The following is a 24,383-nucleotide window of genomic DNA, read 5'->3' as shown; positions in this document are numbered from 1 at the left end:
ACGGCACTTCCACGGAGCGCTGAGGGGCCGAATCTGCGCGAGAGGGCGCCGGCTCGCGCGGCGGACGCGCGCCACGCCTATAGAACAGCTTGCACCGAAACCAATCTCTGGTACATGCTGTTTCATAGCTTCAGAACAAGGCGTACCGGAACTTCAGAACAGTCCGTCCCGCATCCCAGGATCCCAGGAGAGCTCCGACATGCTCGACAGGTTAGCGAGCCTGATTCTCCCCAGGCCGAAGAAGATTCTGCTGGCCGTGCTGATCATCGTCCTCTGCGTGGGCGGCGGCTCCATGGGCCTCACCGACCGTCTGACGATGGGCGGTTACGAGAACGACGACACCGAGTCGGCCACCACCCAGTCCGTCCTGGAGAAGGAGTTCGGCCAGGGCCGACCCAACCTCTCCCTCGTCGTCGAGGACTCGCGGGGAGTCGACGACCCGGCCGTCACCGCCGCCGGGCTCAAGCTGACGAAGGAGCTGGCGGACAACCCGGACCTGGGCAACGTGGCCTCGTACTGGTCGGCGGGCAAGGCGGCCTCGCTGCGCGGCGAGTCCGGCGAGCAGGCCCTGGTCACCGGCACCGTGCTCGGCGACTTCGACCAGGTCAACGACCGGATCGAGGGCCTGAAGGAGAAGTACACCGGCACCGTCCACGGGCTCGATGTGAAGCTCGGCGGGCTGGCGTTGATGAACTTCGAGAACACCGAGCAGGCCGCCAAGGACGCCTCCAAGGCGGAGTCCCTGGTCTTCCCGCTGGTGCTGATCGTCCTCGTGGTCATCTTCGGCTCGCTGGTCGCCGCCGCGCTGCCGCTGGCGGTGGCCCTCGCCACGATGCTGCTGGTCTTCGGTCTGATGTTCGCGCTGACCTTCGTCTTCGACGCCAACAACCTGCTGGTCAACATCACCACCTTCCTGGGCCTGGGCCTGGCGATCGACTACAGCCTGCTGTTCATCACCCGCTACCGCGAGGAGCTGAAGAGGGACGGCACCGAGATCCCGGACGCCATCCGCGCCACCATGCGGACGGTCGGCCGGACGGTCACCTTCTCCGCGGTCACCCTGGCGGTGGCCTTCCTCTCCCTCATGGTCATCCCCTTCGGGATGTTCCAGTCCATCGCGGTCGGCGGCACCGTCACCACCCTGGCCGCCGCCCTCGCCACCCTGGTCATCGTCCCCGCGCTGCTGGCCTGGGCCGGCCCGCGGATCGACAGGCTGCGGCTGATCCGCCGCAAGCCGCGGGCCGAGGCGGCCGGGTCGGCGGCATCGGCCGGTGCCGCCGCGGAACCGGCCGAGGGGCAGGGCTTCTGGCACCGCCTGGCGGTCGTCGTCATGCGCCGCCCCGCCCCGCTGGCCGCGGGCGTCCTGGTCCTGATGGCGCTCCTCGCCTCCCCCGTCGTCGACCTGAAGATGCGCCTCCCGGACGAGCAGATCCTCCCCAAGAGCGCCCAGTCCGCGCAGGTCGCCAAGGTCGTCCAGGAGAACTTCAACAACCGCGAGGCGCAGGCCCTCCAGGTCGTCGCACGGAACACCGGCGACCCCGCGGGGCGCGAGAAGGAGATCGCCGACTACGCGGCCACCCTCTCCCGGCTGCCCGACGTGGCCCGCGTGGACGCCCTCACCGGCTCCTACGCCAAGGGTGAGCGCGTCGTCCCGCCCGGCGAGCTCAACCGCCGCTACGCCGGCGAGGACGCCACGTATCTGTCCGTGGTCCCGGCCGTCGACGGACTCTCGGAGCGCGGCGAGGCCATCGTGGACCGGGTCCGGGACGCCGACGCCCCCTTCGCCATCACCGTCGGCGGCCAGCCCGCCATCTCCGTCGACACCTTCGACCTGCTCAAGGAGCGGCTCCCCTACGCCCTGGGCATCCTGGCCGTCGGCACCTATGTGCTGCTCTTCCTGCTCACCGGCAGCCTGCTGCTGCCCCTGATGGCCATGGCCCTCAGCGCCCTCAGCCTCAGCGCCACCTTCGGCTCCCTGGTCTTCGTCTTCCAGGACGGCCATCTCCAGTGGCTCGTCGGCGACTTCATCAACACCGGGGCGATCACCTGGACCACCCCGATCCTCATCTCGGCGCTGGGCTTCGGCCTCTCCATGGACTACGCGGTCTTCATCCTCTCCCGGGTCAAGGAGGAGTACGACCGCACCGGGGACAACCAACTCGCCGTCGCCACCGGCCTGGAACGGGTCGGCAAGGTCGTCACCTACGCCGCGATCATCCTCTCGCTGGTCTTCGTCGTGATGCTCACCTCGGGCATCAGCTACATGAAGGCGCTCGGCCTCGGCGTCCCGCTCGCCATCCTGCTGGACGCCACCCTCATCCGCGGCATCCTGCTCCCCGCCGCCATGCGCCTCCTCGGCAACCGCAGCTGGTGGGCCCCGGCCCCGCTGCGCCGCCTGCACGACCGCTACGGCCTCAGCGAGGAGGGCCACCCGGTGGCGGGCGCGGCGCCGGCGGGCACGGAAGCGGAGCGGGAGCGGGTGGCGAGCCGCCGGTAGTCCGCCCTCGCGGCCGCCGGCCGCACGCCGCACGAGTCGCCCCGTCGAACCCTCGGCGGGGCGACTCGTCGTGGTGCACTCGCCGTGGTGCACTCGTCGTGGTGGGTCAGGACGTCGCCGACGGGCCGGTGCGGACGACGGCCTGGTCCCCGTGGGGGCCGAACAGATGCAGGATCTCCACGGCGTGGGGGCCGGCGGGGCCGAACCAGTGCGGCTCGCCGGTGTCGAACTCGGCCACCTCGCCCGGCCGGAGGACGAACTCGCGGTCGCCGAGGATGAGGCGGAGTTCGCCGGCGAGCACATAGAGCCATTCGTAGCCGGCGTGGGTCACGAGCTTCGGCTCACGGTACGCCAGCACCTGCTTGAAGACCTGGACCCGGCCCGGGTACTGCGTCAGGGGCACGAGGACGCTTCCGCGCTCCCTGCGGTGGGGCTTCAGGTGCACGCGCGGGTCGCCGGTGGCGGGCGCCGCGACCAGCTGGTCCAGGGCGACACGGTGCGCTCGCGCGAGCGGGATGAGCAGTTCGAGCGTCGGCCGTCGCTTGCCCGACTCCAGGCGCGACAGCGTGCTGACGGAGATCCCGGTGTCCTCCGCGAGCGCCTCGAGGGTGAGTCCGCGGTCGTGTCGCAGCGCTCGCAGCCGTGGCCCGATGCTGTCGAGGGTCTCCGCGAGTTCCGTGTCCTTGGCGTCCATGGGTCCATTTTGCGGTTTCCGCAAAAGTGCTGGGTCTGCGCCGCCGGCTGATCCGAGCATGGGCCGGCAGACGATCCCGGACCGAAGGCGCACCCGTGACCACGACATCCCCGCCAGCCCAGCCCGCCACACTGAGTGCCCGCCGACGGTGGACGGTGCTGGCCGTCTGCGCGCTGAGCATGTTCCTGGTCGGCCTGGACACCACCATCGTCAATGTGGGCCTGCCCGAGATCGGGCGTGGCCTGGGCGTGGGCACCCGCGACCTGGAATGGGTCGTGGACGCCTACACCGTGGTCCTGGCCGGTCTCCTCATCGCCTCCGGCGCGCTCGCGGACCGCTTCGGACGACGTCGCGTCTTCCAGTGCGGGCTGGTCGTCTTCGGCCTCGCCTCCCTGGCCTGCGCGGTCGCCCCCTCGCTCGGCTTCCTCGTCGCGGCACGGGCCCTCCAGGGGGTCGGGGCCTCGATGCTGAGCCCCGTCGCCCTGGCCATCGTGGTGAACGCGATGCCCGACGCCCGGGAGCGAGCCCGGGCCATCGGCGTGTGGGCGGCGGTCTTCGGGCTCAGCATGGCGGCCGGCCCGGTCACCGGCGGGGCACTCATAGCGGCCTTCGGCTGGCGATCGGTGTTCTGGATCAACGCCCCGGTCATCGTCGCCGCCCTCGTCCTGGTCGCGGTCTTCGTACCCAAGTCCCACGGCCAGCGCGACCGACGGCTCGACCTGCCCGGCCAGGCCCTGCTCATCCTGACCCTGGGCCTCTCGATCGGCGTCCTCATCGAGGGACCCCGCATCGGTTGGACCTCGCCGCCGGCCCTGGTCGGCTACGCGCTGGTGGTCGCCACGGCGGCCGGGTTCGTCCGGGTCGAGCTGCGCCAGAACGAGCCCCTGATGGACCTCGGGCTCTTCCGACGACCGCGCTTCGCCACGGCGGTGCTGGGCGCCGTGGCGGTGTTCATCGCGCTGAACGTGAGCCTGCTGCTCAACACCCTCTACCTCCAGCACGCCCGCGGATGGACGGCGCTGGAGGCCGGCATGGCGACCCTGCCCATGGCGCTCGGGGCCACCCTGTGCGCGCCGTGGTCCGGCAACCTCGTGGGGCGCCTCGGACCACGACGCCCGCTGCTCCTCGCGGGCGGGTTCACCACCGCCGGCGGCCTGTGCCTGGTGAACCTCGGACAGCACACCGGCGTCCTGCTGCTCCTGCTGGCGTACCTGCTCATCGGCATCGGGTTCGGCTTCGCCAACGCACCGATCACCAACACCGCGGTCAGCGGCCTGCCGAAGTCCCGGGCCGGCGTCGCCGGGGCCATCACCTCCGCCGCCCGCCAGGTCGGCTCAGCGATCGGTATCGCCATCGCGGGCGGCCTGGTCACGGACGTCGACCCCGCCGGCATCGCCCGCGCCTCCCGCCCCGGATGGCTGCTCGTGACGGCCTGCGGACTGTTCCTCCTCGTCGTCGCCCGCGCCTCTCAGGAGGTGGCCTCACCGGCCCGGAAGACGCCCTGAGGGCATCGCCCCGCGGGCCGATCAGAGCTCGCTCCGGCCCTCTTCCAACATCAGGCAGATCTCGTGCAGGGCGTCGCGCAGACCGCCCGGGGCCCGGCGCAGCGACCGCCCGCGCCGGGCCGCGCCCGCCAAGAGCGTGCGCGTCCGCCGCGAGGGGGTCGCGTCCGCCACGGGAATGACCTGCTCGGCCAGTTCCTCGGCGTCCCGCCACGCCCGGAGCCCCAGGAGGCACGAGAGCAGCCGGGCGGCGTAGATGTTCCGGTAGCCGACCGGCGCCCCCGCCTCCTGGCGCATGGCCCGACGCAGATACGGGACCGCCTTCGCCGGGTCACCCGACTCCTGGTGGGCGAAGCCGTGATGGCCGTCGACCTCGTCCGCGGTCACCCACCACACCCAGAAGGGGTCGCTGAGCCGCCCACTCTCCTGAAGAAGCGAGCGGGCGCGCTGGAACGCCCGCTCCGCCTCGGCCACCCGCCCCGAGCCGGCGAGCCCCTTCGCCTCCCGCACCCGGAAGATCGCCTCGACCCGCGGGGACGTCCTCCCCCGCTCCAGGACGCCCCGCGCGATGGCGAGCTCCTCCCGTGGCGCCCCCAGCCACCCTGCCTGCATGCCCATGTTCTGCAACGTCAGGAGCCCGATCGCACGGTCGCCGGACGCCTCCGCGAGTCGGAGCGCCTCCTGGTTCAACCGCCGCGCCTCCCCCGGCCGCTCCGCCTCGAACAGCGCCCACCCCGCCACCTCCGCCAACTCGGCGGCCGCCGCCTGGATGTCCCGCCCCCGCCTCCGCGCGTGATCGCCTGCGGCGAGCCGTCGACGGACCTCAGCGAAGGCGTGCACGGCCATGTCCGCGACCGGCAGGTCGTTCAGCTCGTTGTCGAGCACCACGAGGCGCTGCGACAACTCGCGGACGTGCTGGGCGTAGCCGTCATCGTGAGCGCCGTCGGGCGGCGGACCGGGAAGGACGCCCGCCTCCGCGTACCCCATCCCACCCTCGCCCGCCCCGCCCGCCGGACGTGGCCGGCGCCGACCCGAGCGGTTACGACGGATGTCGGCGGCACCTATCCCGTTCACGGGGCCATTGTGATCGACAACAGGCGCCAAACCGTTCGGCGGCCCGCTCCAGACGGCGACTTTGGGGTCGCATGCCCCGCTGGGCGTTAATCCCGGGTCGCCCCCTCCGGCCAGATCACCCGGACAGCGACGCCTGTCCGTTCGGCGTACGCCACGACGTCCGCCGTGCCGCCGTAGCCCCGGGCTGGCTGCCCGTCCCAGACAGCGACAAGCTCGTCCACGACATCCACGAGAATCTCGCTACCGGCCATGTGGGCCCGCTCGTCGGACTCCGTCATCCCCGTGGAGTGGGTCTCGGATGCCCGCTGGATCAGCGCGTCGTAGACGGCGTGGTGGTCCTCAGGCAGCCCTTCGCGGTACTCGGCAGCGGGGATGACGACCTCGATCCGACCGCCGTGGTCGAGAACGGCCTGGGCGAACCACGCGTCGGGTCCGTCCGCGATGCAGGAGACGCCCACGAGGCCATCGGGCGCGTGTCGTTCGATCTCCGCTGCGAGAGCGGCACGGACGAGCTTCCCGGTCTCTTCCGGCAACCCGCGGTGTCCGGTGACGCCCAGGCGCATGGTGGTACCTCCCTGTGCGGACTGCTCGCGCCGTCTTCAGCCTTGCCACTCGTCGCGCAGGATCCCGTAGACGATCGAGTCTCGCCACGCGTCCCGCACATGGACATGGCCGCGGATGCGCCCCTCCTCGACCATCCCCGCCGCCAGCATCATCCTCTCGGCGGCCGCGTTCAGCGGTGATCGGGCCGCCCAGGCACGATGGAGATCCAGGTCGGCGAAGGCAAGACCGAAGAGCAGATGCAGGGTCTCCCTGCCGTAGCCGACGCCCCACGCCTCGGGGCGCAGCGCGGCGCCGATGGTGGCCGCGCGCTGCTGGTGCGGATCAAGAGCCAGGCGGGCGAAGCCGATCAGGTCGGCCGAGTCCCGCTGCGTCACGGCCAGCGCGTACTCCTCTCGCGGGCTCGCTGTCGCGGAGGCGATGGAGCGGGAGACGATGCCGGCCACCTCTTCGCGGGAGCGCGGGGTGAAACTCAGATACTCGGTGGCCTTGGCGCTGCCGTAGATGGCGAGGACGTCGTCCACATCGTCGAGCGAGAGCTCTCGCAGAGTGAGACGTGCACTGTCACGAGTGACCGGATGCATGGCTCCGGACCTTACCGTTCAGGCTCGCTGATCGGGGCCAGAGCCACCGCCAAGTGGGGTTGACTCCGGCAGCCCCCGATGTCCATTGAGGCCCAAGGCGCATGGTCGGGACCTCACCCGCGTCGCGAAGCGCCTTCCGGCCAGACCACATCCACGGGAATCCCGGCCTCGCGAGCCACCAGCACCACGTCGGCCGTGCCGCCGCCCTTCCCCGTGGGCGGCTGCCCGTTCCAGACGGCGACAAGCCGGTCGGCCCGCTGGAGCAGCTCGGCGTTCGCCGCCTCGTACGCCTGCCGGTTCGCCGTCTCATGGGGCATGACGAGCACATCGCCGGCGGCCGCGACGAGCCGGTCGAACGTGGCCGCGTGCTCGGGCTTGACCTTGGCCTGCCGGTAGTCCCGCGACGGAATCACCACCACCAACCGACCGCCGACCGCGAGCACCGCCTCAGCGAACAGGGAGTCCGCCCCCTTCGCGATGCACGAGATGCCGACAAGTCCGCCGGCACGGGGCCGCAGCAGCTCATCGAGCGCCCCACGCACGAGGGGGACGCTCTCTTCTGTCAGGTCCATGTGGCCGGTCACGGCGATGGTCAGCATGGCCTCTCCTCACAGCTCAACAACAGGCCGCGGATCTTATCCCGCGCTTCCCGTACACCCCTTGATACGTTGTGGCCCACCGTGTACGGATAAAGCTCGCCGAGCTGAGCTCGTACCCTCCCCGAACGTGTACGGCCAGCAGCCTCGACTGCCTTGTGCGTCTCGTCGACCGCCCCTGCCACGTCTCCCGCGAGGAACCGACACTCCGCGAGCCCGATCCGGTCGAGAGCATGGCTACGCCCTGCATCCCGGTCACGCACGGCAATCGCCCTACGAATCTGTGCCGTCGCCGTCTCGGCATGCTGACGCGGGTCCTTGCGCGCCAAGTCCAGGAGTCGACCACCAGTGACTCCGGCAAGCTCGGCCTCATCGAAGTACGCGATCCAGTACGGCTCGGCGACCGGCTCGGCTTCCGCCAACGCTTCAGCCGCCTGCGCGGTAGCACGCTGAAAGGCGGACACACGCCCCATCGCAGCGAATGCCCAGGCCTCACGTGTGTGCAGCATGGCATGCACCCGGGGTCCCGCCGCGTTCCGCGATCCTTCTTGAGCCAAGCGCACCAGTTCCAATGCGTCCTGAGGTCGATCGCGGTAGAGCATCTGGCGAGCCATCCCCGCCAACACGTTCGCTCCGAAAACGGGGTCCTTCCCCGCGTGCGACGCACGCAGGGCGAGGCGGTAGTAGTCCTGGGCCCGACGCTGAAACTTGGAGTCCCACGCCATGGTGGCCGCCACCCCAGCCAGGTGGGCCATCACTTGATAGAGGCGCTGTTCAATGGCAGGTGCTTGATGTTCGTCAAGCGCTTCCGCCACCTCGTTGAGCTGGCCGAGAACGGCCTTGTATCGCAGACCTCCACCGTAGCGGTGATCCCAGCGACGAAAGGCGCGCGCCGCGATCTCCAGTTCTTCGATCTCCTGAACTCCGAGACGTCCGCGGACACGTGGGGCATCTCTGTCCCCGGGCGGCCGCAGCCAGCCCTCGAGCGGGTCGAGCAAGGCAGCCCCGGTGAGGGCCGCCCCCGCCAGCGCGCGACTCGCTCCACGTCGGTCCATCACGAGATCGCTCCTCGTCAGCTGAGTAGCCAGTTCCACGGCAATCTCAGGCTGCCATGGGATCTCGTCCTCGCACGGACGGCCTCGTAACTCCACGCTCTGATGATGTTCTTGCTGCTCGCTCTCCCAAGGGCGGGGCGCCAGACCCAGCATGTGGCCCGGGATGCGCAGTCCGTCTGCGATGCGGCAAAGGACATCGAAAGACGTGACCTGCTGTTGCCCGCTGATGATGTTGCTGACCTTGCCGGGGGTCAGATGACAGGCCATCGCAATTCGGTTCTGCGTCAGCCCACCCCACTTCTTGATCAAGAGGAAGGCTGCGGCGAAGTCGTGCTCCTTGAGGGCTCGGCGCAAATCTTCTCGGTCAAGCACTTCGAGGCTCAGCGGGCCGGTGGCAGAAGCGTCCATGGGGTCAACTTCCGGGAAAGATCCTGGCATGTGCGGGTGTGTCGTCGCAGCGGCAACGAGTGTATTACCGCCTCGGTAACCCCCGATGGTCATTCCTTGAGCATCCTCGTGCGACGAGCCTCGAAGTTGTCATCGACCCGTACCACCGACCACACCGGGGATCGCATGCATGTCAACACCCCCCACCCATGGAACCCACCCCACGGCCCCGACATCGAGGCGCAGCCCGCCGGGCGGTGGTGGGATGCCGTCAAGGTGCCGAGTCTCATCGGCCAGCGCGCGCTGGCGCTCCTCGGTGGGAACAGCGGGCCGGTCATCGAGGACACCTACGGGGCCGTCTGGTACTGGCTGGTGGCGCCCGGGGTCGCCGGTGACTGGACGATTCAGCGGGTGCTGAGCCTTGGGGCGTATGTGGCGGTGCCGCCGGTGGAGCGGACGTATGGGCCGGGGCCGCACTGGAGGGTCGTCCCGGCGCGGGAGGGGCGGCTCACCGACGCGGGGCGGCTGCACTCCGCGCTGCGGACCGCGCACGCCTCGGTGAAGGTCTGCCTGCGCTGCCAGCGGATGACCGGGCGGCCGGTCACCGTCGCCCTCGTGCACGGCGGCAACGGCGGCCGCACGCACTACGCCTGTCCGGACTGCGCCCCGTACTTCCCGCCGCAGTCCGATCCGCTCGCCGACCTCCCCGCCACGCAGCGGAGCCGGGAGGAACGGCGGACCTGACGGGCGGCGATCACGCATCTCACCGAGTGCGCTGCCTGCGCGCGGTCGGCCACCGGGTGCCCGGTCGGGCGGACGCTGCTCCAGGCGCGCCGCGCGGCGCGAGGGGTCTGCCGGTGACCGGGCGATGGGGCGGGCGGTGGGTCAGTCTCGGTCTGGCCTTCGGCGGGCCGTCCAACGCCAGCCGTGCAGACCTCGTCCTCCCGCCCGCCGACCGGAGGCCCTCCCGGTGGGACCTGGCGGCGGCCGCCGAGCGCGCCGAGTGGGAGATGGAACGAGCCGTTGGGGGCGTACCCAGGGCGGGTCGACGCCCCGGGTACATACTGCTGCACGACCTGCGGCGCCGTACGCACATCCTTCTGTCCGACCCGGCCACCCGCGATGATGGGTTGACCGTCCTCGACGACGTGGCGCGCATGGCCTCCCACCACGGCCTGAGCCACCAGCTCCGCAGCATCGAGGGAATCCGGCGGTCGTACGACGACCCGCGGGCCCTCGTGTCGAGGTGAAGGCAGCGATGATCGAGGGAGTCCCCGTGCCGGACCGCGCAGAGCGCACCATCACCGACGAGCAGTGGAACGACGCCGTGCTGATCTGGCGCTATCACCAGATGGGCCACGAAGTGCGCCCCTGCTCGGCGGCCATCGGCCTGGGCAGCCACGATCTCGATGTCGCCACGACCACTGCCGACCTCTACGGCGCCGGCCTATTCCCCGTCGTCGTCTTCAGCGGCGGAAACAGCCCGACCACGGCGGCCCGCTTCCCGCGCGGCGAGGCGGTCCACTACCGCGAGCACGCCCTCGACCTGGGCGTGCCCGGCGAAGCAATCCTGCTGGAAACCAAGGCCGGCAACACCGGCCAGAACATCACGCTGTCCCGAGAGGTACTGCGCGAGGCCGGCGTGGAGGTCGAGTCGCTGCTTCTGATCTCCAAGCCGTACATGGAGCGCCGCTCGTACGCCACGTGCCGCAAGCTCTGGCCGGAGGTCGAGGTCATCTGTGCCTCCGAGCCGCTGGAGTTCGACGACTACATCAAGTCCATCGGCGACGAAAAACTCGTCGTCGACATGCTCGTGGGGGACCTGCAACGGGTCATCGAGTACCCGGCACTCGGCTTCGCCGTCGTGCAGGACGTACCGGGAGATGTCCATGACGCGTACGAACGCCTCCTGCGCGCCGGCTTCGACAGCAGGCTCATCAGCTCCTGAGGCCGGAAGGGTGACCCCGCCCCCTGAGCCCGTCAGCCCGCCCGCCGCACGGCGGACCCCGCCTCGCGGGCGTCGATGAGTTCGTCCCAGTGCTCCGCCGCCCACGCGCAGGCCGCGTCGAGGGGGCCGAGGAGGCTGCGGCCGAGCGGGGTGAGGGCGTACTCGACGTGGCGGGCGGGCTCGGTGCGGACGGTGCGGGTGACGAAGCCGTCCCGCTCCAGCGAGCGGAGGGACTGGGTGAGCACCTTGGCGGTGACGCGGTGCAGCGGGACGCGCAGCTCGGAGAAGCGGCGCGGGCCCTCTTCGAGACAGCGGATGATCATCGCGGCCCACTTGTCGCCCACCCGGATGGGCGACAGGTCGGAGGGGCACAGCTCGTCGAACATCTCGGGGTCCAGTGGCTTGGTCACAAGGGGCACAGTAGTGCGGTACCCCGGAGGTAACCATGGTCCTCACTAGCGTGCGGGGCAGGTCAGGACGTGGACGAGGTCCGCAACGCTAGGAGTGAACTCATGGGCAGGATCGTTGTTTTCGGTGCGGGTGGCCGGGCCGGCCGGGCGGCCGTCGGGGAGGCGCTCCGACGCGGGCACGAGGTGACCGCCGTCGTACGGGAGCCGGGGCGGCACGCCGAGCCGGCGGCGGACGGGGTCCGGCTGGTGGCCGGGGACGTCACCGATCCGGAGGCCGTCGCGCGGCTGGCCGCGGGCCATGACGCCGCCGTCGCCGCGGTCTACGACCCCGCCGCCCAGCCCGGCGACTTCTTCACCACCACCGCACGGGCGTTGGACCGGGGCCTGGGCGAGGCGGGCGTGCGGCGGCTGGTCTTCGTCGGCCTGGCGTCGATCCTGGAGACGGCCTCCGGCACGCCGCTGATGGACACCCCCGGATATCCGCAGGAGTACCGCCCGTTCTACCTCGCGCACGAGGCGGGCCGGACCGCGCTGGCGGCGGCGGGTGGCGGGCTCGACTGGCTGGTGGTCAGCCCCGCCGGCGACTTCGACCACGAGGGGGAGCGGACCGGCGGCTATGTCACGGCCCCCGCCGACGCCGCCAGCCGCGTCTCCTACGCCGACTTCGCCATCGCCCTCATCGACGAGATCGACACCCCGCGGCACCACCGCACGCACATCGGCGTCGAGCGGGCCGCCACCTGACCGCCCCCGCGTGTGCAGCACACTGGCCTCCATGACCCATGCCGCCCCGCGCCCGACCGTTCCCTACTACTCCCAGTGGGAATCCGCCGACCTGGTACCCGAGTTCGTGACCGGGGCCAGGTCGGCGCTGGACGACCCGCTGTGGCAGAAGTCGGGCGCCGACAGCCCGGAGGAGTACGCCTTCTGGGCGCACCGCATGTGCGGTGTCGCGTGTCTGCGGATGGCGCTGGACCACTGGGGGCTGCCGGTACCGCCCTCGGTGCCGCTGGTGCGCGAGCTGGAGGCCGCGGGGGCGTACGTACGCGACGGCGACGAGGTGAAGGGGCTGATCTACCAGCCGTTCGCCGAGTACGTCGGCGCGCGGTGGGGGATGCGGGCACGGTCGGTGCCCGAGCTCACCGCCGGAGAGATCCGGCGGACCGTGGACGCCGGCGGGCTGGTCATGATCTCCGTGCACTTCTCCCTCCGCGTCCTGGAGCCGCAACCCCCCGCCCGGGGCGGCCACCTGGTGCTCGTGGTCGACGCCGACGACGACGGCGTACGCCTCAACAACCCGTCCGGGCTGCCGGGGCACTCCCAGGAGTACGCGGCCGTCGGCTGGGCGGACCTGGAGCGGTTCTTCGCGGGGCGCGGGGTGGTGTTGGGGGCGCCGTAGCGGCCGCCGTCAGCCGCCGTCGCGCAGCCACGCGTGCACCCGGTCCACCGCCAGCCGGGACGAGGCGATCGCGGCCTCGCTGCTCGGGCGGAGGTAGAGCCAGTCGCCCGCGTACTCGATGGGGCTGGCCGGGCGGCGGGTGAAGGGGGCGCGGAGGCGGAGGGCCTCGGGGGTCGCCTCGGGGAGGCCGTGGCGCCAGCGGGTCACCTGGTGGCCGACGTAGGCGGCGCGCATGCCGTCGATGAAACGCTCGCTCTCGTCGAGGACCCGCTCCAGCACCTGGTCGTCGGGGAGGTCGTAGACCTCCGCCGCCCGGCGCGGGGAGACCAGCAGGGTGACCAGGCCGCGGCCCGGCGGGACGCGGTGCGGGCACTTGTTGTGCTCGCAGGTGCCGCCGGAGAGGAGGGAGTCCTCCCAGGGGGCCATGACGAAGGCGTAGAGGTGCGGCTGCCGGGCGGTGCGGCGGGGCTCCAGGGGGCGGTCCAGCATCACGCCCACCCGGATCATGGTGGTGAAGGTGGCCGCGTCCAGGAATCGGCGCTCCTCCTCGGGGGCGCCGGGGTGGATCGCCGCGATCTCCGGGGCGGGCAGGGTCAGCACGGCGGCCCGGGCGGTCAGTTCGGTGCCGTCCGCGAAGGACAGCCGCACTCCGCGGCCGTCCCCGCGGCCGCCCCCGCGGCCGTCCCGCTCGACCCGTACCACCGGCTTCGACAGGTGCACCTTCAGCCGCTCGGCGAGCGTCCGCGCCATCGTGTCCTGGCCGTCGCGGTAGGTCTGCCAGCGGTAGATGCCCCGCGTGCCCTGCATGATGGCGAGCATCGGGGCGGCCGTGCTGCGCTCGGGGAGCCAGCCGAAGGCGGCCGTGGCGACGGGGCCCAGGCAGCGCTCGACGAGCTCGTCCCCGTGGCGACGGCCGAACTCGGCCAGGGTCATGTCGCCGTGCACGGACCGCTCGGGCCGGTCGGGGTCGACCCGGCCCCGGCCGTTGCCGGCGACCAGCATCCGCAGCAGTTGGAGCCGCCCGCGCCAGGAGAGGCCGGCGCCGGTCAGCAGCGACCGGGGGTGGCCGACCCAGGGGTGGGCCCGGCCCTGGCTCCACAGCCCCACCGGGTGCTCGATCCGGTGCAGCCGGCCCTGCCGGGCCAGGCCCAGTTCCTCGATGAACTCCCAGGTGGCCGGGTACCCGTACGGGGAGAGGGTCTCGGCGCCGCGGTCGATGGTGTAGCCGTCGACGCGGGCGGCGCGCATCCGGCCGCCCGGCTCGTCGCCGGACTCGAACACCTCGACCCGGTGGCCCTCCTTCGCCAGCCGGTAGGCCGTGGTCAGCCCGGCGATCCCGGCGCCGACCACCGCGATGTCGATATCGGTCACTGCGCTCCTCCTCTGGGCGGGACGATCCGCGTACACGATGCGGCGAAGGTCACGTCCAACGCCCCGTGCCGATGGACTCCTTGCTGCCGAGGACCTGCTCGCGCAGGTCGAGCCGGCGCACCTTCCAGGTGGCGGTGCGCGGCACGTCCTCGAAGGGGACCAGCCGCGGGGCGGCGAGCTCGGGCAGGCCACGGGTGGCGGCCCGCCACTCCTCGGGGTCCAGTCGGTTGTCGTTCATGCACAGGACGGGGACGGGGAGTTCGCCCGGCACACCCAGCACGGTGACGTCGGACGCCCTCGGCAGCCGGTCCAGCAGGATCGACTCCAGCTCGATGCCGCTGGTGCCGGGGATGATGTCGACCTCGCGGTCGACCAGCTTCAGCCGCCCGAGGCGGCCGCGCTCCCCGACGTCCCCGGTGTTCCACCACCGGCTGCGGACCTTCTCCGCGTGCCGGTCGGACTCCCCGAGGTAGTCCAGACAGCGGGCCTTGGAGGAGGCCATCAGCAGCCCCGGCCGGCCCTTGGACACCGGGCGGCCGGTGTCGACGTCGACGACCTTCACCCGGGTCAGCCCGGGCGTCGCCCAGCCGATGTCGCTGGTGACGGAGGAGTCCTCGGACCGCTTCCGCAGCCGGCCGCGGGTGAACACGGTGAAGCACATCGGCCCCACCTCGCTCTGCCCCCAGCCCTGGAGCCACACCGGGAAGCGCCGCTCCGAGGCGCCCAGGAAGGTGCGCACGGTGCGCGGGTGGATGGCGTCGAAGGTGCCCACGTACAGCCGCACCTGGCGGAAGAGCTCCGGCTTGGCGAGCGCCAGCTCCTCCCAGCGCTGGAAGACGTTGGGGCACGCCTCCAGCGAGGTCGGGCGGTGCTCGGCGATCATCCGCTCGGCGACCTCCGGCTCATGCCTGGAGATGATCACGATCTTCCTGGGCGCCAGCACGAACTGTCCCATCAGCCAGGACACGATCCGGCCGTGCGCGAAGGAGACCGAGGTCGCCGCCACGTCCCGGTGCTTGCTGGCCAGGATCGGGAAGCGGACCCGTTCGGTGCGGGCGATGCCGCCCAGCATGGTCTCCGCGGAGTGCACCACCAGCTTGGGCACCCCGGTCGTCCCCGAGCTGTGCATGACCAGCATCGGCTCGTCCCGGCGGCGGATGTGGACCGGGGCGGGCGGCGCCCCCGCCAGCTCGGCCAGGGTGAGCGCGCCCTCCGGCGCCTCCTCCGGTAACCCTTCCCCCGGCCCGTCCGGTCCGCCGAGCACGATGACCCGGGTCCCGGGGCCCGCCAGGCTCACCCCGGCGGCGGCCGCCCGGGCCAGCGGGCCCGGCGAGACGACCAGGACCGACGGCTCCAGCCGGGCGATCATCGCGCGGTGCGCCTCCGGCTTGTTGAGCGCCGCGATGGTGGCGGGCAGCGCCCCGATGCGGGCGGCGGCGGCCGCGGCCAGCGTCATGTCCAGGTGGTTGTCCTTGACGATGGCCACCCGGTCCCCGCTGCGCACCCCGGCCGCGTACAGTCGGGCGGCGAAGTCACGGACGATCGCCGCCAGTTGCCGCCCGCTGAGCCGGGTCCCGGCCTCGGGAGCGATGTCGAAGGGTCGGTCGAGGTGGGCGACCGTCTGCCGGTCCCCCTCCGCATGCCAGTCGAACAACACTCCCAGGTGCGTCGGGTGTTTACGGAACGGCATTTCAGCACTCCCCAGTCAGCTGCCAGGAATGGCATTCATCGCTCAAGGAGTGCACAAATTAGAAGCGGAACTCGGCAGCCAGCCATAGCAATCGCCATGACAACCTGCCAGCTTCGGATAGCAATAATCAGCCGCTTCCGGCCCGGTCCCCGCGCCCCCACGATCTGTCTCCAGAAACCGACTCCGGTGGAGCCGTAGGGGAATGGAGACCTGACATGAGCGGCATACGCCTCGATGTCTGCCTCATCGGGGCCGGGCCCCGCGGTCTGTCGGTGCTGGAGCGGCTGTGCGCGGGAGCCCGCCGGTCCCGAAGACACCGCGCGATCACCGTCCACGTCGTCGACCCGTACCCGCCGGGCGCCGGGCGCGTCTGGCGCACCGACCAGTCCCGCCGGCTGCTCATGAACACCGTCGCCTGCCAGGTGACCGTCTTCACCGACGAGAGCGTGGAGCTGGCGGGTCCGCTGGAGCCGGGGCCGAGCCTGTACGCGTGGGCGTGTTCGCCGGCGGCGGCCGAGACGCTCGACGGGCCCGCCCGCGCCGAGGCCCGCGCGCTGGGCCCCGACACCTACCCGACCCGCGCCCTGTACGGCGCCTATCTGGAGTGGGCGTTCCGCCGGGTGGCCGAGCGCGCCCCGGACCGGGTCGCGCTGCGGGTGCACCGGCAGCGCGCGGTGGCTCTCGACGACGTCCCCGACGGCTCGCGCCCCGGGCCGGACGACGGCCGCGCGGGCACCCAGACGGTGACGGGCACCCAGACGGTGACCCTGGCGGACGGCACCCGGCTGACCGGGCTGCACGCGGTGGTGCTCGCCCAGGGCCATGTCGACCCCGAGCCCTCCGCCGTCGACGCCGCGCTGGGGGCCTTCGCCGCCGAACACGGGCTGCTGCACCTGCCCCCGGCCAACCCCGCCGACCTGGCCGACCCGATCGAGACGACCGACACGACCGTCGCGACCCAGACGACCGCCCCGAGCGACGCGACCCAGACGACCGCCCCGAGCGACGCGACCCACACGGCGCTCGCCGCGCTCGCGCCCGGCGAGCCGGTGCTGTTACGCGGGCTCGGCCTCACCTTCTTCGACCACATGGCGCTGCTGACCGAGGGCCGCGGCGGCCGCTACGAGACACGCGACGGACGGCTGGCGTACGTCCCGTCCGGGCGGGAGCCGCTGCTGTACGCCGGCTCCCGGCGCGGGCTGCCGTACCACGCCCGCGGCGAGAACGAGAAGGGCGTCTCCGGCCGTCACGAGCCGATGCTGCTCACCCCCGAGCTGATCGCCAAGCTGCGCGCCCAGTCCCCCGACGGCTCCGGGCTCGACTTCCGGGAGATGCTGTGGCCCCTGATCGCCAAGGAGGTCGAGGCGGTCTACTACACGGCGCTGCTGACCGCCCGCGGACGGCCGGACCTGGCCTGGGAGTTCCGCGAGCGCTTCCTGGCCTGCCCGCCGGGCGGGGAGCGCGAGGACTGGCTGCTGACCGAGGCCGGGGTGGCGCCGGGCGACCGCTGGGACTGGGCCGCCGTGCAGCGCCCCCACGGCGACCGCCGGTTCACCGACCCCGAGGACTTCCACCGCTGGCTGGCCGACCATCTCCGCGCCGACCTGGCGGCGGCCCGGGCCGGCAACGTCACCGGGCCGCTGAAGGCCGCCCTCGACGTGCTGCGCGACCTGCGCAACGAGATCCGGCTGGCGGTCGACCACGGCGGCCTGGACGGCGACTCGCACCGCGTCGACCTGGACGGCTGGTACACCCCGCTCAACGCCTATCTGTCCATCGGCCCGCCCGCCCACCGGATCGCGGAGCTGCTGGCGCTGCTGGAGGCCGGGGTGGTGCGGATCATCGGGCCCGACACCCGGATCCGGGCCGAACCCGGCGCGGCCGGTCCCGGCTCGGGCCGCTTCGTCGCCGAGTCCCCCGCCGTGCCCGGCTCCCGGGTGGCGGCGCGGGCGCTGGTCGAGGCCCGACTGCCGGAGCCCGACCTGCGACGCGCCGCCGACCCGCTGCTGCGCCGGCTGCTCGCCACCGGACAGTGCCGGCCGTACCGCATCCCGGCCGCGCGCGGCGGGGCCCTGGTGACCGGCGGGCTCGCCGTGACCGAGCGCCCCTACCGGGTGCTGGACGCCGCGGGGCGGCCGCACCCGGCGCGGTTCGCCTACGGGGTGCCGACAGAGGCCGTGCACTGGGTGACCGCCGCCGGCATCAGACCGGGCGTCAACTCGGTCACCCTCGGCGACGCGGACGCCATCGCCCAGGCGGTGCTGGCCCTGGGCGGCCCGGCACCGGAAGGACCGGCGGCGGCCGCGGGGACCGACGCCACCCCGTACGCGGCAGCCGACACCGGCCCGCCCCCGACGGCCGACACCACCCCGCACCCGGTTGCCGCCCCGGACCCGTACCCCCTGGCCGACACCGGCCCGCACCCGGTGGCCGACACCGACCCGCATGCGGCGGCCGACGCCGCCTCTGCCGCCGCACGCCCCCTGTCGACGACTCGGAGGACACCATGACCACGACGACGGACACCACCGACCGCAAGCGGGTCATCCTGGCGGAGCCGCGGGGCTTCTGCGCCGGGGTGGAGCGCGCGATCGGCATGGTGGAGCGGGCCCTGGAGATCCACGGGGCGCCCGTCTACGTCCGCAAGCAGATCATCCACAACCAGTACGTGGTCAACCAGCTGGAGCGGCGCGGCGCGGTCTTCGTGGACTCGGAGGACGAGGTGCCGCGCGGCGCGGTGTGCGTCTTCTCCGCGCACGGCGTCTCGCCGGCCGTCCGGTCCAACTCCGCCTCCCGCGAGCTCCGGGTGGTCGACGCCACCTGCCCGCTGGTGTCCAAGGTGCACCAGGAGGCCAAGCGCGCCGCCGGGGCGGGCCACACCATCCTGCTGATCGGGCACACCGACCACGAGGAGGTGGAGGGCACGGTCGGCGAGGCGCCGGAGCACACCATCGTGGTGGAGACGGTCGAGGACGCCCGCACGGTGCGGCTCCCGGCCGGCACGGACGGCGTCTCCTACCTCACCCAGACCACACTGTCGCTGGACGAGACCCGCGCCATCGCGGACGAGCTGACCAGGCGCTTCCCCGAAATCCAGGGCCCGGGCTCGGACGACATATGCTACGCGAGCCAGAACCGGCAGAACGCGGTCAAGGAGCTGGCGGCCGAGGCCGACCTGGTCCTCGTCGTCGGCTCCGACAACTCCAGCAACTCGGTGCGCATGGTCGAGGTGGCGATCCGGCACGGGGCAGCCTCGTACCTCGTCAACGACGTCTCCAAGCTGGACGAGCGCTGGCTGCGGGGTGTGCGGACGGTCGGCGTCACCGCCGGCGCCAGCGCCCCGGAGATCCTCGTCGAGCAGTTGGTCGCCCGCCTCGGGGAGCTGGGTTATGGCCACGTCGACACCATCACGACCACCACCGAGGACGTCGTCTTCGCCATGCCAGGGAGTCTGCAGTGACCGTGACCGAGCACAGGCCAGCCGTACCCGCGGGGACCCCGGGCGACGCCCCGGCAGACCAGCGCGCGGCGCTGCTGGCCCGGGTGGAGCGGCGCCTCACGGATTTCCTCGCGGCGGAGCGCCGCGAGTGGTCCGAGCTCAACCCGGACGCCGTGGAGCTGGTCGACTGCGTGGCCACCATGGTCGCCAGCGGCGGCAAGCGGCTGCGCCCCTCGTTCTGCCTCGCCGCCTATCTGGCGGCGGGCGGCGACCCGGCCGCGGACGACGCGGTGGACGCAGCCGCGGCGCTGGAGCTGCTGCACACCTCGGCCCTGCTCCACGACGACGTCTTCGACGCCTCCGAGCTGCGCCGCAACGAGCCCACCGCGCATGTGCTGCACGCCACGCTGCACCAGGACCGCGGCTGGCACGGCGAGCCCCGGCGCTACGGCGAGAGCGTGGCCGTCCTCGCCGGCGACCTGGCCCTGGTCTACGCGGACCGGCTGATGCCCGCCGGCACCCCCAGGGCCCGCGAGGTCTGGGGCGAGCTGCGCACCGAGCTGATGGTCGGGCAGTTCCTCGACGTCCGCGCGGCCGCCCGGTTCCGGCCCGACGCCGCGCTGGCCCGCTGGATCGCCCTGTTCAAGTCCGGCCGCTACACGGTCTCCCGTCCGCTGGCGGTCGGTGCCGCGCTGTCCGACGGCTCGGCCGAGCTGCTCGCGGCCTTCGAGGCGTACGGGCTGGCGCTCGGCGAGGCGTTCCAGCTCCGCGACGACCTGCTCGACGCCTTCGGCAGCGCCGAGGTCACCGGCAAGCCCGCCCGGCTGGACTTCAAGCAGCACAAGATGACGCTGCTGATGTCCTTCGCGCTCAGCGACGAGCCGGAGGTGCGGGAGCTGGTCGGCGACGACCTGCCGGGCACCGACCCGGACGCGCTGTACGAGCTGCTGGTGCGCACCGGCATCCGGGACCGCGTCGAGGCCGTCATCGCCGAGCGGCTCCAGGTGGCCAACGAGGCGGTGAGCTCGGCGCTGCCCCCGGAGTGGGCGGCGGAGCTGCACGCGATGGCGCGGGCCGCGGTGTACCGGGACAAGTAGCGGCGGGCCGGGACACGAGCCCGAGGACGAGCGTCGGCCGCGCGGGGTGACCCCGCGCGGCCGACGTGTGTCGTGCCCCCGGCCGACGGTCTCAGCCGGCGCTGCGCTGCACGATCCGGGTGACGTGCACCCGGGACGGGCACTCCAGCTTGGTCATCACCTGCCGCAGATGGTTGACCACCGTCCACTCCGACAGCTCCAGCGCCCGCGCGATCTGCCGGTTCGTCATCCCCTCCGCCACCAGCTCGGCGATCTGGTGCTGCCGCGGGGTGAGCCCGGCCAGCCGCGGGTCCTCGCCGCCCTCCCGCTCCGGCGCCGGGTCGGGGGCGGGCGGCGGCGTGGACAGGGCGATGGTCAGCGCCGACTGGAGGGAGGGGCAGTCGACCGGTTCGGCGGCGTGACCTGCGGGGTCCCCCGGCTCCGCGGCCGCGGTGGCGGGCGGGGCCGCCGCCCGCGCGGCGTCGCCGGCGCGCTCCCCCTCCGCGCGGCCGGACCCCACCGACGCCTCGGCACGGCGGGACCCGTCCGGGCCCTTCGCGCCGCCGAACCCCGTCGGGGCCTTCGCGCCGCCGAACCCGGTCGGGGGCTCGGCGGGGCCGTTCCCGCCCGAGGTCTCCCGGGGTTCGACCGGGGGCGGCGGCCCCGCGCGGTCCGGCGTACGCGGTGCCGGCACGCGACCGGCGGCGCGCGGCGCCTCCGGCACCATTCCCCGGGCCGGGCCGCCGGTCCGGCCGACGCCGTCCGGGCCGGTTCCGTCGTCCGCCAGGCCGTCGCCGGGCAGCGCGTACCGCTCGCGCAGCGCCCGGACCAGGGCGGTCACCCGCTGGACATGCCGTCGCTCGACGCCGCCTCCGCCCGGCGCCGTGCGGACGGCGATCTCCAGCGCCAGCACCACCTCGGCGGGGCTGCCACCGTGCAACAGGAGCAGCTCCATCGCCTCCCGGACCGCGGCGCGGGCCGGGGCGCCGCGGCCGAGGGCCGACCTGACCCGCGCCAGGTCGATGAGGGCGAGCGCGGTGGCGTGCGGGTCCCGGAGGGAGCGCAGTTCGTCCAGGGCGCGCGACAACGGCTCCTCGGCGTCCGCCGCGCCCCGGTCGGCCCGCGCGAGGGCCAGCACCCGCCGGGCGGCGGCCGCGCCGCGCACGTCCCGGCGGGTCTCCGCCGCCGCGACGGCGGACAGCGCCCGCGCCTGGGCGGTCTCGGTGTCCCCGAGCCGCCGGGCCAGTTCGGCGGCGAGGACGCCCGTCTGGGCGACGCCGACCGGGTCGCCCGCCCGCTCGTACAGCGCGGCGGCCCGGCTGAGCAGGGCCGCCGCCCGCGGGCGGTCGTCCGCCGCCAACGCCCAGCCGGCGGACACCCTGAGCGCGTCGGCGAGCACGCCGCCGTCGCGCGCGGCCCCCTCCGCCTCCATGGCCGCGACGGAGCGCTCCAGCAGCTCGGCCGCCATCGGCAGGGCGTCGTGGACCGCGAGCGCGGCTTCGAGGCTGAGGAGGGTGCGAAGGGCGGTGGCATGCCGGCCGGCGGCCTGGAGCCGGGTGACGGCGACGCGCAGATCGGAGAGCCGGGTGGGCACCGCGGCCAGCCAGCGGGCCCGCTCCTCGGTGTCGCGCAGCCCCTGTTCTGCGGCGCCGGCGAGCTTCGCGTAGTGCTCGGCGTGACGACGGTACGCCTCGGCCGCCTCCTGCGGGCTCTGCGCGAGCTGTCTGCGGTAGTAGCTGCGGACGGCGGTGAGCATCCGGAACTCCGGATCGCCGCCCTCCCGCTTGGCGCTCACCAGCAGGCTCCTGCGGACGAGGGAGTCGAGCCGGCGCGCGGCCTGCATCCGGCTGAGGCCGCCCAGGCGCTGCACGGTCAGCAGGTCGATGGCGACCTCGCAGACCGCCAGCCGCCGCAGCAGGGACCTCTCCTCGCCGCTCAGCGCCCGGTCGCCCCAGGAGAGCGCGCCGGGCACGGACTGGTGCCGGGTCGGGACGTCGAGCAGCCGGCCGTGGTACGGGTACTCGCCGCGCCGCAGCGCCGCGAGCAGCGCGCCGGTGCCGACCGTGCCCACGGCCCGCGCGGTCACCTCGATGGCGAGCGGCAGCCCGTCCAGCTCGGCGCAGATCTCGGCGATGTTCCGCAGCTCCGTCGGCTGGAGGACGTCGCGGCGGTAGTGCGCGCCGACCCGGTCCACGAACAGCCGCACCGCCACCGAGTCCAGCGGCGCGCCACCACGCGGCCCCACGGGCAGCGGCGTCACCGGGAAGAGGTGTTCCGCGGAGACGTCCAGGGAGGAGCGGCTGGTGAGCAGGATGCGCAGCCGCGGGCAGCGACGCAGCAGGGCGGCGATGTCGCCGGGCAGCCGCGACGCCACCAGGTCGCCGTTGTCCAGCACGAGCAGCACCTCGCGGTCGCCGAGGTGGGCCCCGATCAGCTCCGGCAGCGCGTCGACCGGGGCGTCGGCGACGGGCCGCCCCGGCGCGCCCAGGGCGGCGGCCACCGCGCGCCAGGCGGTGCCGCGGCTACCGGTCGAGGCCAGGTCCACGCCGACGACGACGGCGCCCGGGGCCGGCCCGGGGCCGGCGGCCCGGCGCGGGGCCGGGACCCGCTCAAGCAGCGGAGGATGCCCGAGGAACCCGAGGAAGGGGTACGGCCCGGGGAAGGGCAGCGGGAGCGAGACCGCGGTCGCGTCCCGCGCGGCTTCGGCGCGGCGCGCCGCCGCGTCCCCGGCCCCGGCCCCGCCGCCGTACGAGGTCGTATCCCCGGGGGCGGCCGGTCCCGGGCCGGGCGTCGTGCCGCCGCGGACCGCCGGGCTCGCGTACGGGGTCGCCTCCTCGGACGAGGTCGTGCGCCCGTACGACGTCGCGCCCTCGTCCGAGGCCGTGCGCCCGTACGAGGTGCTGTCCCCGTACGCGGTCGTGTCCCCGAACGGCGTCGCGCCCCCGTAGGCCGCCCCGCCGCCCAGCGCGAAGCGGGCCAGTGCGCTCTTGCCCACCCCCGCCGGCCCGGTGACCGTCAGCAGCCGGATGCCCGGATCGCTCAGCATCCGGGCGAGTTCGGCGAGTTCGGCGTCCCTTCCATGGAGCCGGTCCCCGCGCGGGACGCGCAGCCGCACGTCCCGCGGTATCGGGCCCCCCGTTCTCCGTGTGTCCTCCTCGCGGACACCACGGTCCATGAGCTGGCTCACGAAATCCCTCCCGTCACCATCCGCGACCCCCCTCGCGGAACAGGGTGTTTCATAGATCGTGAAGCCAAGGATTTGTGCGGCACATCGTGCCCCACTGGTGGGCCGCTGAAGAACCGATCAAGATCGTCGGGCGTGCGCCGCCAGGAAGCCGTCGACCAGGTCGGGGACGTATCGCTCGGCGAATCCATGGCCCGAGATAAGCCGACGGAAGGTCAGCGGCCCCAGCAGCAGATCGATCGCCACGTCCGTGTCGAGACCGCCCGACAGCCCGCCGGCGGCCTTGGCGTCGTCCACGATCGCGCGCAGCCCGTCGGTCCCCTTCCGGCTGCACGACGCCAACACCTCCGCGTACCGCGGATCCAGCGGCGCCTGGTCGATGATGACCCGGAGCGCCCGCTCCGACTTGGGGTTGAGCAGCACCGCGAGGAACGCCTGGAGCTCGCGGATCAGGTCCTCGCGCAGGTCGTCGGTCCGCACCGGCCGTTCGACCTCGAACAGCTCGGCCAGCAGCTCCTGGATGAGCATCGCGGACTCCGGCCAGTGCCGGTACAGCGTCGTCCGACCCACCCCGCTGCGGGAGGCGACGGACACATGCGTCACGCCGGACCAGCCGTGCTCGATCAGCAGGTCACTGGCGGCCGCCAGGGCCGCCGCACGACTGCGCTCCGCCCGCGGGTCCAGCGCGCGCCCCGCCGCACGCGTCTCCTTCGTGCCGCCCTTCACCATGCTCCACACTCCCCACGTGAACCCGTACTGTGGGGCAGATTGCGCCACAGTTGCCTCACACAATACGACCTCGTCCGGCGGTGCGCGGGGCTCGGCGCTAGCCTGACAGCAGCCGGTACGCGCCGTGACGGGACGACCGCGGCGGACCGGGGCACCGCACGCGGGACGGGGCGCGGCGCCGCGGCGG

21 protein-coding genes are annotated in these 24,383 nt (G+C 73.2%); 10 read left to right on the top strand and 11 right to left on the bottom strand.

Features of this window, described 5'->3' with window-relative positions:
- Positions 1-199 precede the first annotated feature (199 nt).
- Positions 200-2,497, top strand: coding sequence for an MMPL family transporter (locus tag LRS74_RS22325; RefSeq protein WP_277742671.1), 2,298 nt, complete (start codon positions 200-202; stop codon positions 2,495-2,497).
- Positions 2,498-2,603: 106 nt separating this feature from the next.
- Here LRS74_RS22325 and LRS74_RS22320 read toward each other — a convergent pair whose 3' ends face one another.
- On the bottom strand, positions 2,604-3,191 hold the full coding sequence (locus tag LRS74_RS22320) for a helix-turn-helix transcriptional regulator (protein ID WP_277742670.1): 588 nt from the start codon (positions 3,189-3,191) through the stop codon (positions 2,604-2,606).
- Positions 3,192-3,286: 95 nt separating this feature from the next.
- Here LRS74_RS22320 and LRS74_RS22315 point away from each other — a divergent pair, with 95 nt between their 5' ends.
- Positions 3,287-4,696: an MFS transporter gene (locus tag LRS74_RS22315; RefSeq protein ID WP_277742669.1), complete on the top strand. Its 1,410-nt coding sequence runs from the start codon at positions 3,287-3,289 to the stop codon at positions 4,694-4,696.
- Between the two features lie 21 nt (positions 4,697-4,717).
- Here LRS74_RS22315 and LRS74_RS22310 read toward each other — a convergent pair whose 3' ends face one another.
- From LRS74_RS22310 to LRS74_RS22290, 5 genes are all read right to left on the bottom strand, one after another.
- Positions 4,718-5,767, bottom strand: a complete 1,050-nt coding sequence (locus LRS74_RS22310; RefSeq protein ID WP_277742668.1) for an XRE family transcriptional regulator — start codon at positions 5,765-5,767, stop codon at positions 4,718-4,720.
- Between the two features lie 86 nt (positions 5,768-5,853).
- The gene (locus LRS74_RS22305; protein ID WP_277742667.1) at positions 5,854-6,330 is read right to left on the bottom strand and encodes a hypothetical protein; all 477 of its coding nucleotides are present in this window, start codon (positions 6,328-6,330) and stop codon (positions 5,854-5,856) included.
- Positions 6,331-6,366: 36 nt separating this feature from the next.
- A complete protein-coding gene (locus LRS74_RS22300) occupies positions 6,367-6,912 on the bottom strand; it encodes a GNAT family protein (protein ID WP_277742666.1) in 546 nt (181 codons plus the stop codon).
- Positions 6,913-7,025: 113 nt separating this feature from the next.
- A complete protein-coding gene (locus tag LRS74_RS22295) occupies positions 7,026-7,511 on the bottom strand; it encodes a hypothetical protein (protein ID WP_277742665.1) in 486 nt (161 codons plus the stop codon).
- Positions 7,505-8,971, bottom strand: coding sequence for a helix-turn-helix domain-containing protein (locus tag LRS74_RS22290; protein ID WP_277742664.1), 1,467 nt, complete (start codon positions 8,969-8,971; stop codon positions 7,505-7,507). The genes LRS74_RS22295 and LRS74_RS22290 overlap by 7 nt, the downstream gene beginning before the upstream one ends.
- Positions 8,972-9,136: 165 nt before the next feature.
- On the opposite strand from LRS74_RS22290, the gene LRS74_RS22285 reads away from it, so the two are divergent.
- The 3 genes from LRS74_RS22285 (at position 9,137) to LRS74_RS22275 (ending at position 10,898) form a co-directional block, all read left to right on the top strand.
- A complete protein-coding gene (locus LRS74_RS22285; RefSeq protein WP_277742663.1) occupies positions 9,137-9,694 on the top strand; it encodes a hypothetical protein in 558 nt (185 codons plus the stop codon).
- A 113-nt stretch (positions 9,695-9,807) separates the two neighbouring features.
- A complete protein-coding gene (locus LRS74_RS22280) occupies positions 9,808-10,200 on the top strand; it encodes a hypothetical protein (RefSeq protein ID WP_277745054.1) in 393 nt (130 codons plus the stop codon).
- Positions 10,201-10,208: 8 nt separating this feature from the next.
- Complete coding sequence (locus tag LRS74_RS22275) at positions 10,209-10,898, top strand: YdcF family protein (RefSeq protein ID WP_277742662.1); 690 nt, start codon at positions 10,209-10,211, stop codon at positions 10,896-10,898.
- 32 nt (positions 10,899-10,930) lie between these two features.
- Here the strand turns inward: LRS74_RS22275 and LRS74_RS22270 are convergent, their stop codons facing one another.
- A complete protein-coding gene (locus LRS74_RS22270; protein ID WP_277742661.1) occupies positions 10,931-11,308 on the bottom strand; it encodes a helix-turn-helix domain-containing protein in 378 nt (125 codons plus the stop codon).
- Positions 11,309-11,410: 102 nt separating this feature from the next.
- Between LRS74_RS22270 and LRS74_RS22265 the strand changes: the two genes are divergently transcribed.
- A complete protein-coding gene (locus LRS74_RS22265; RefSeq protein ID WP_277742660.1) occupies positions 11,411-12,052 on the top strand; it encodes an NAD(P)H-binding protein in 642 nt (213 codons plus the stop codon).
- 31 nt (positions 12,053-12,083) lie between these two features.
- Positions 12,084-12,707 carry a C39 family peptidase gene (locus LRS74_RS22260; protein WP_277742659.1) on the top strand — a complete coding sequence of 208 codons (624 nt, stop codon included), beginning with the start codon at positions 12,084-12,086 and terminating at the stop codon, positions 12,705-12,707.
- 9 nt (positions 12,708-12,716) lie between these two features.
- Here LRS74_RS22260 and LRS74_RS22255 read toward each other — a convergent pair whose 3' ends face one another.
- Together LRS74_RS22255 and LRS74_RS22250 are read right to left on the bottom strand one after the other, a co-directional pair.
- Complete coding sequence (locus LRS74_RS22255; RefSeq protein WP_277742658.1) at positions 12,717-14,078, bottom strand: FAD-dependent oxidoreductase; 1,362 nt, start codon at positions 14,076-14,078, stop codon at positions 12,717-12,719.
- Between the two features lie 49 nt (positions 14,079-14,127).
- Positions 14,128-15,768 carry a class I adenylate-forming enzyme family protein gene (locus tag LRS74_RS22250; RefSeq protein ID WP_277742657.1) on the bottom strand — a complete coding sequence of 547 codons (1,641 nt, stop codon included), beginning with the start codon at positions 15,766-15,768 and terminating at the stop codon, positions 14,128-14,130.
- 215 nt (positions 15,769-15,983) lie between these two features.
- Between LRS74_RS22250 and LRS74_RS22245 the strand changes: the two genes are divergently transcribed.
- From LRS74_RS22245 to LRS74_RS22235, 3 genes are read left to right on the top strand one after another with little or no spacing between them, the layout of a single operon-like run.
- The gene (locus LRS74_RS22245) at positions 15,984-18,278 is read left to right on the top strand and encodes an FAD/NAD(P)-binding protein (protein WP_277742656.1); all 2,295 of its coding nucleotides are present in this window, start codon (positions 15,984-15,986) and stop codon (positions 18,276-18,278) included.
- Positions 18,275-19,228: a 4-hydroxy-3-methylbut-2-enyl diphosphate reductase gene (locus LRS74_RS22240; protein WP_277742655.1), complete on the top strand. Its 954-nt coding sequence runs from the start codon at positions 18,275-18,277 to the stop codon at positions 19,226-19,228. The genes LRS74_RS22245 and LRS74_RS22240 overlap by 4 nt, the downstream gene beginning before the upstream one ends.
- Before the next feature lie 2 nt (positions 19,229-19,230).
- Positions 19,231-20,304 carry a polyprenyl synthetase family protein gene (locus LRS74_RS22235; RefSeq protein ID WP_277742654.1) on the top strand — a complete coding sequence of 358 codons (1,074 nt, stop codon included), beginning with the start codon at positions 19,231-19,233 and terminating at the stop codon, positions 20,302-20,304.
- 91 nt (positions 20,305-20,395) lie between these two features.
- Here the strand turns inward: LRS74_RS22235 and LRS74_RS22230 are convergent, their stop codons facing one another.
- Together LRS74_RS22230 and LRS74_RS22225 are read right to left on the bottom strand one after the other, a co-directional pair.
- Entirely contained in the window at positions 20,396-23,470 is a 3,075-nt protein-coding gene (locus tag LRS74_RS22230) for a LuxR C-terminal-related transcriptional regulator (protein WP_277742653.1), read from the bottom strand.
- A 117-nt stretch (positions 23,471-23,587) separates the two neighbouring features.
- Positions 23,588-24,196: a TetR-like C-terminal domain-containing protein gene (locus LRS74_RS22225; RefSeq protein ID WP_277742652.1), complete on the bottom strand. Its 609-nt coding sequence runs from the start codon at positions 24,194-24,196 to the stop codon at positions 23,588-23,590.
- Between the last annotated feature and the right edge of the window lie 187 nt (positions 24,197-24,383).

Origin of the sequence: Streptomyces sp. LX-29 (assembly GCF_029541745.1) — a bacterium.
Lineage (GTDB): Bacteria > Actinomycetota > Actinomycetes > Streptomycetales > Streptomycetaceae > Streptomyces.
Note: the sequence above shows the minus strand (reverse complement) of the source record. Positions and strands in the feature narration are given on the sequence as shown.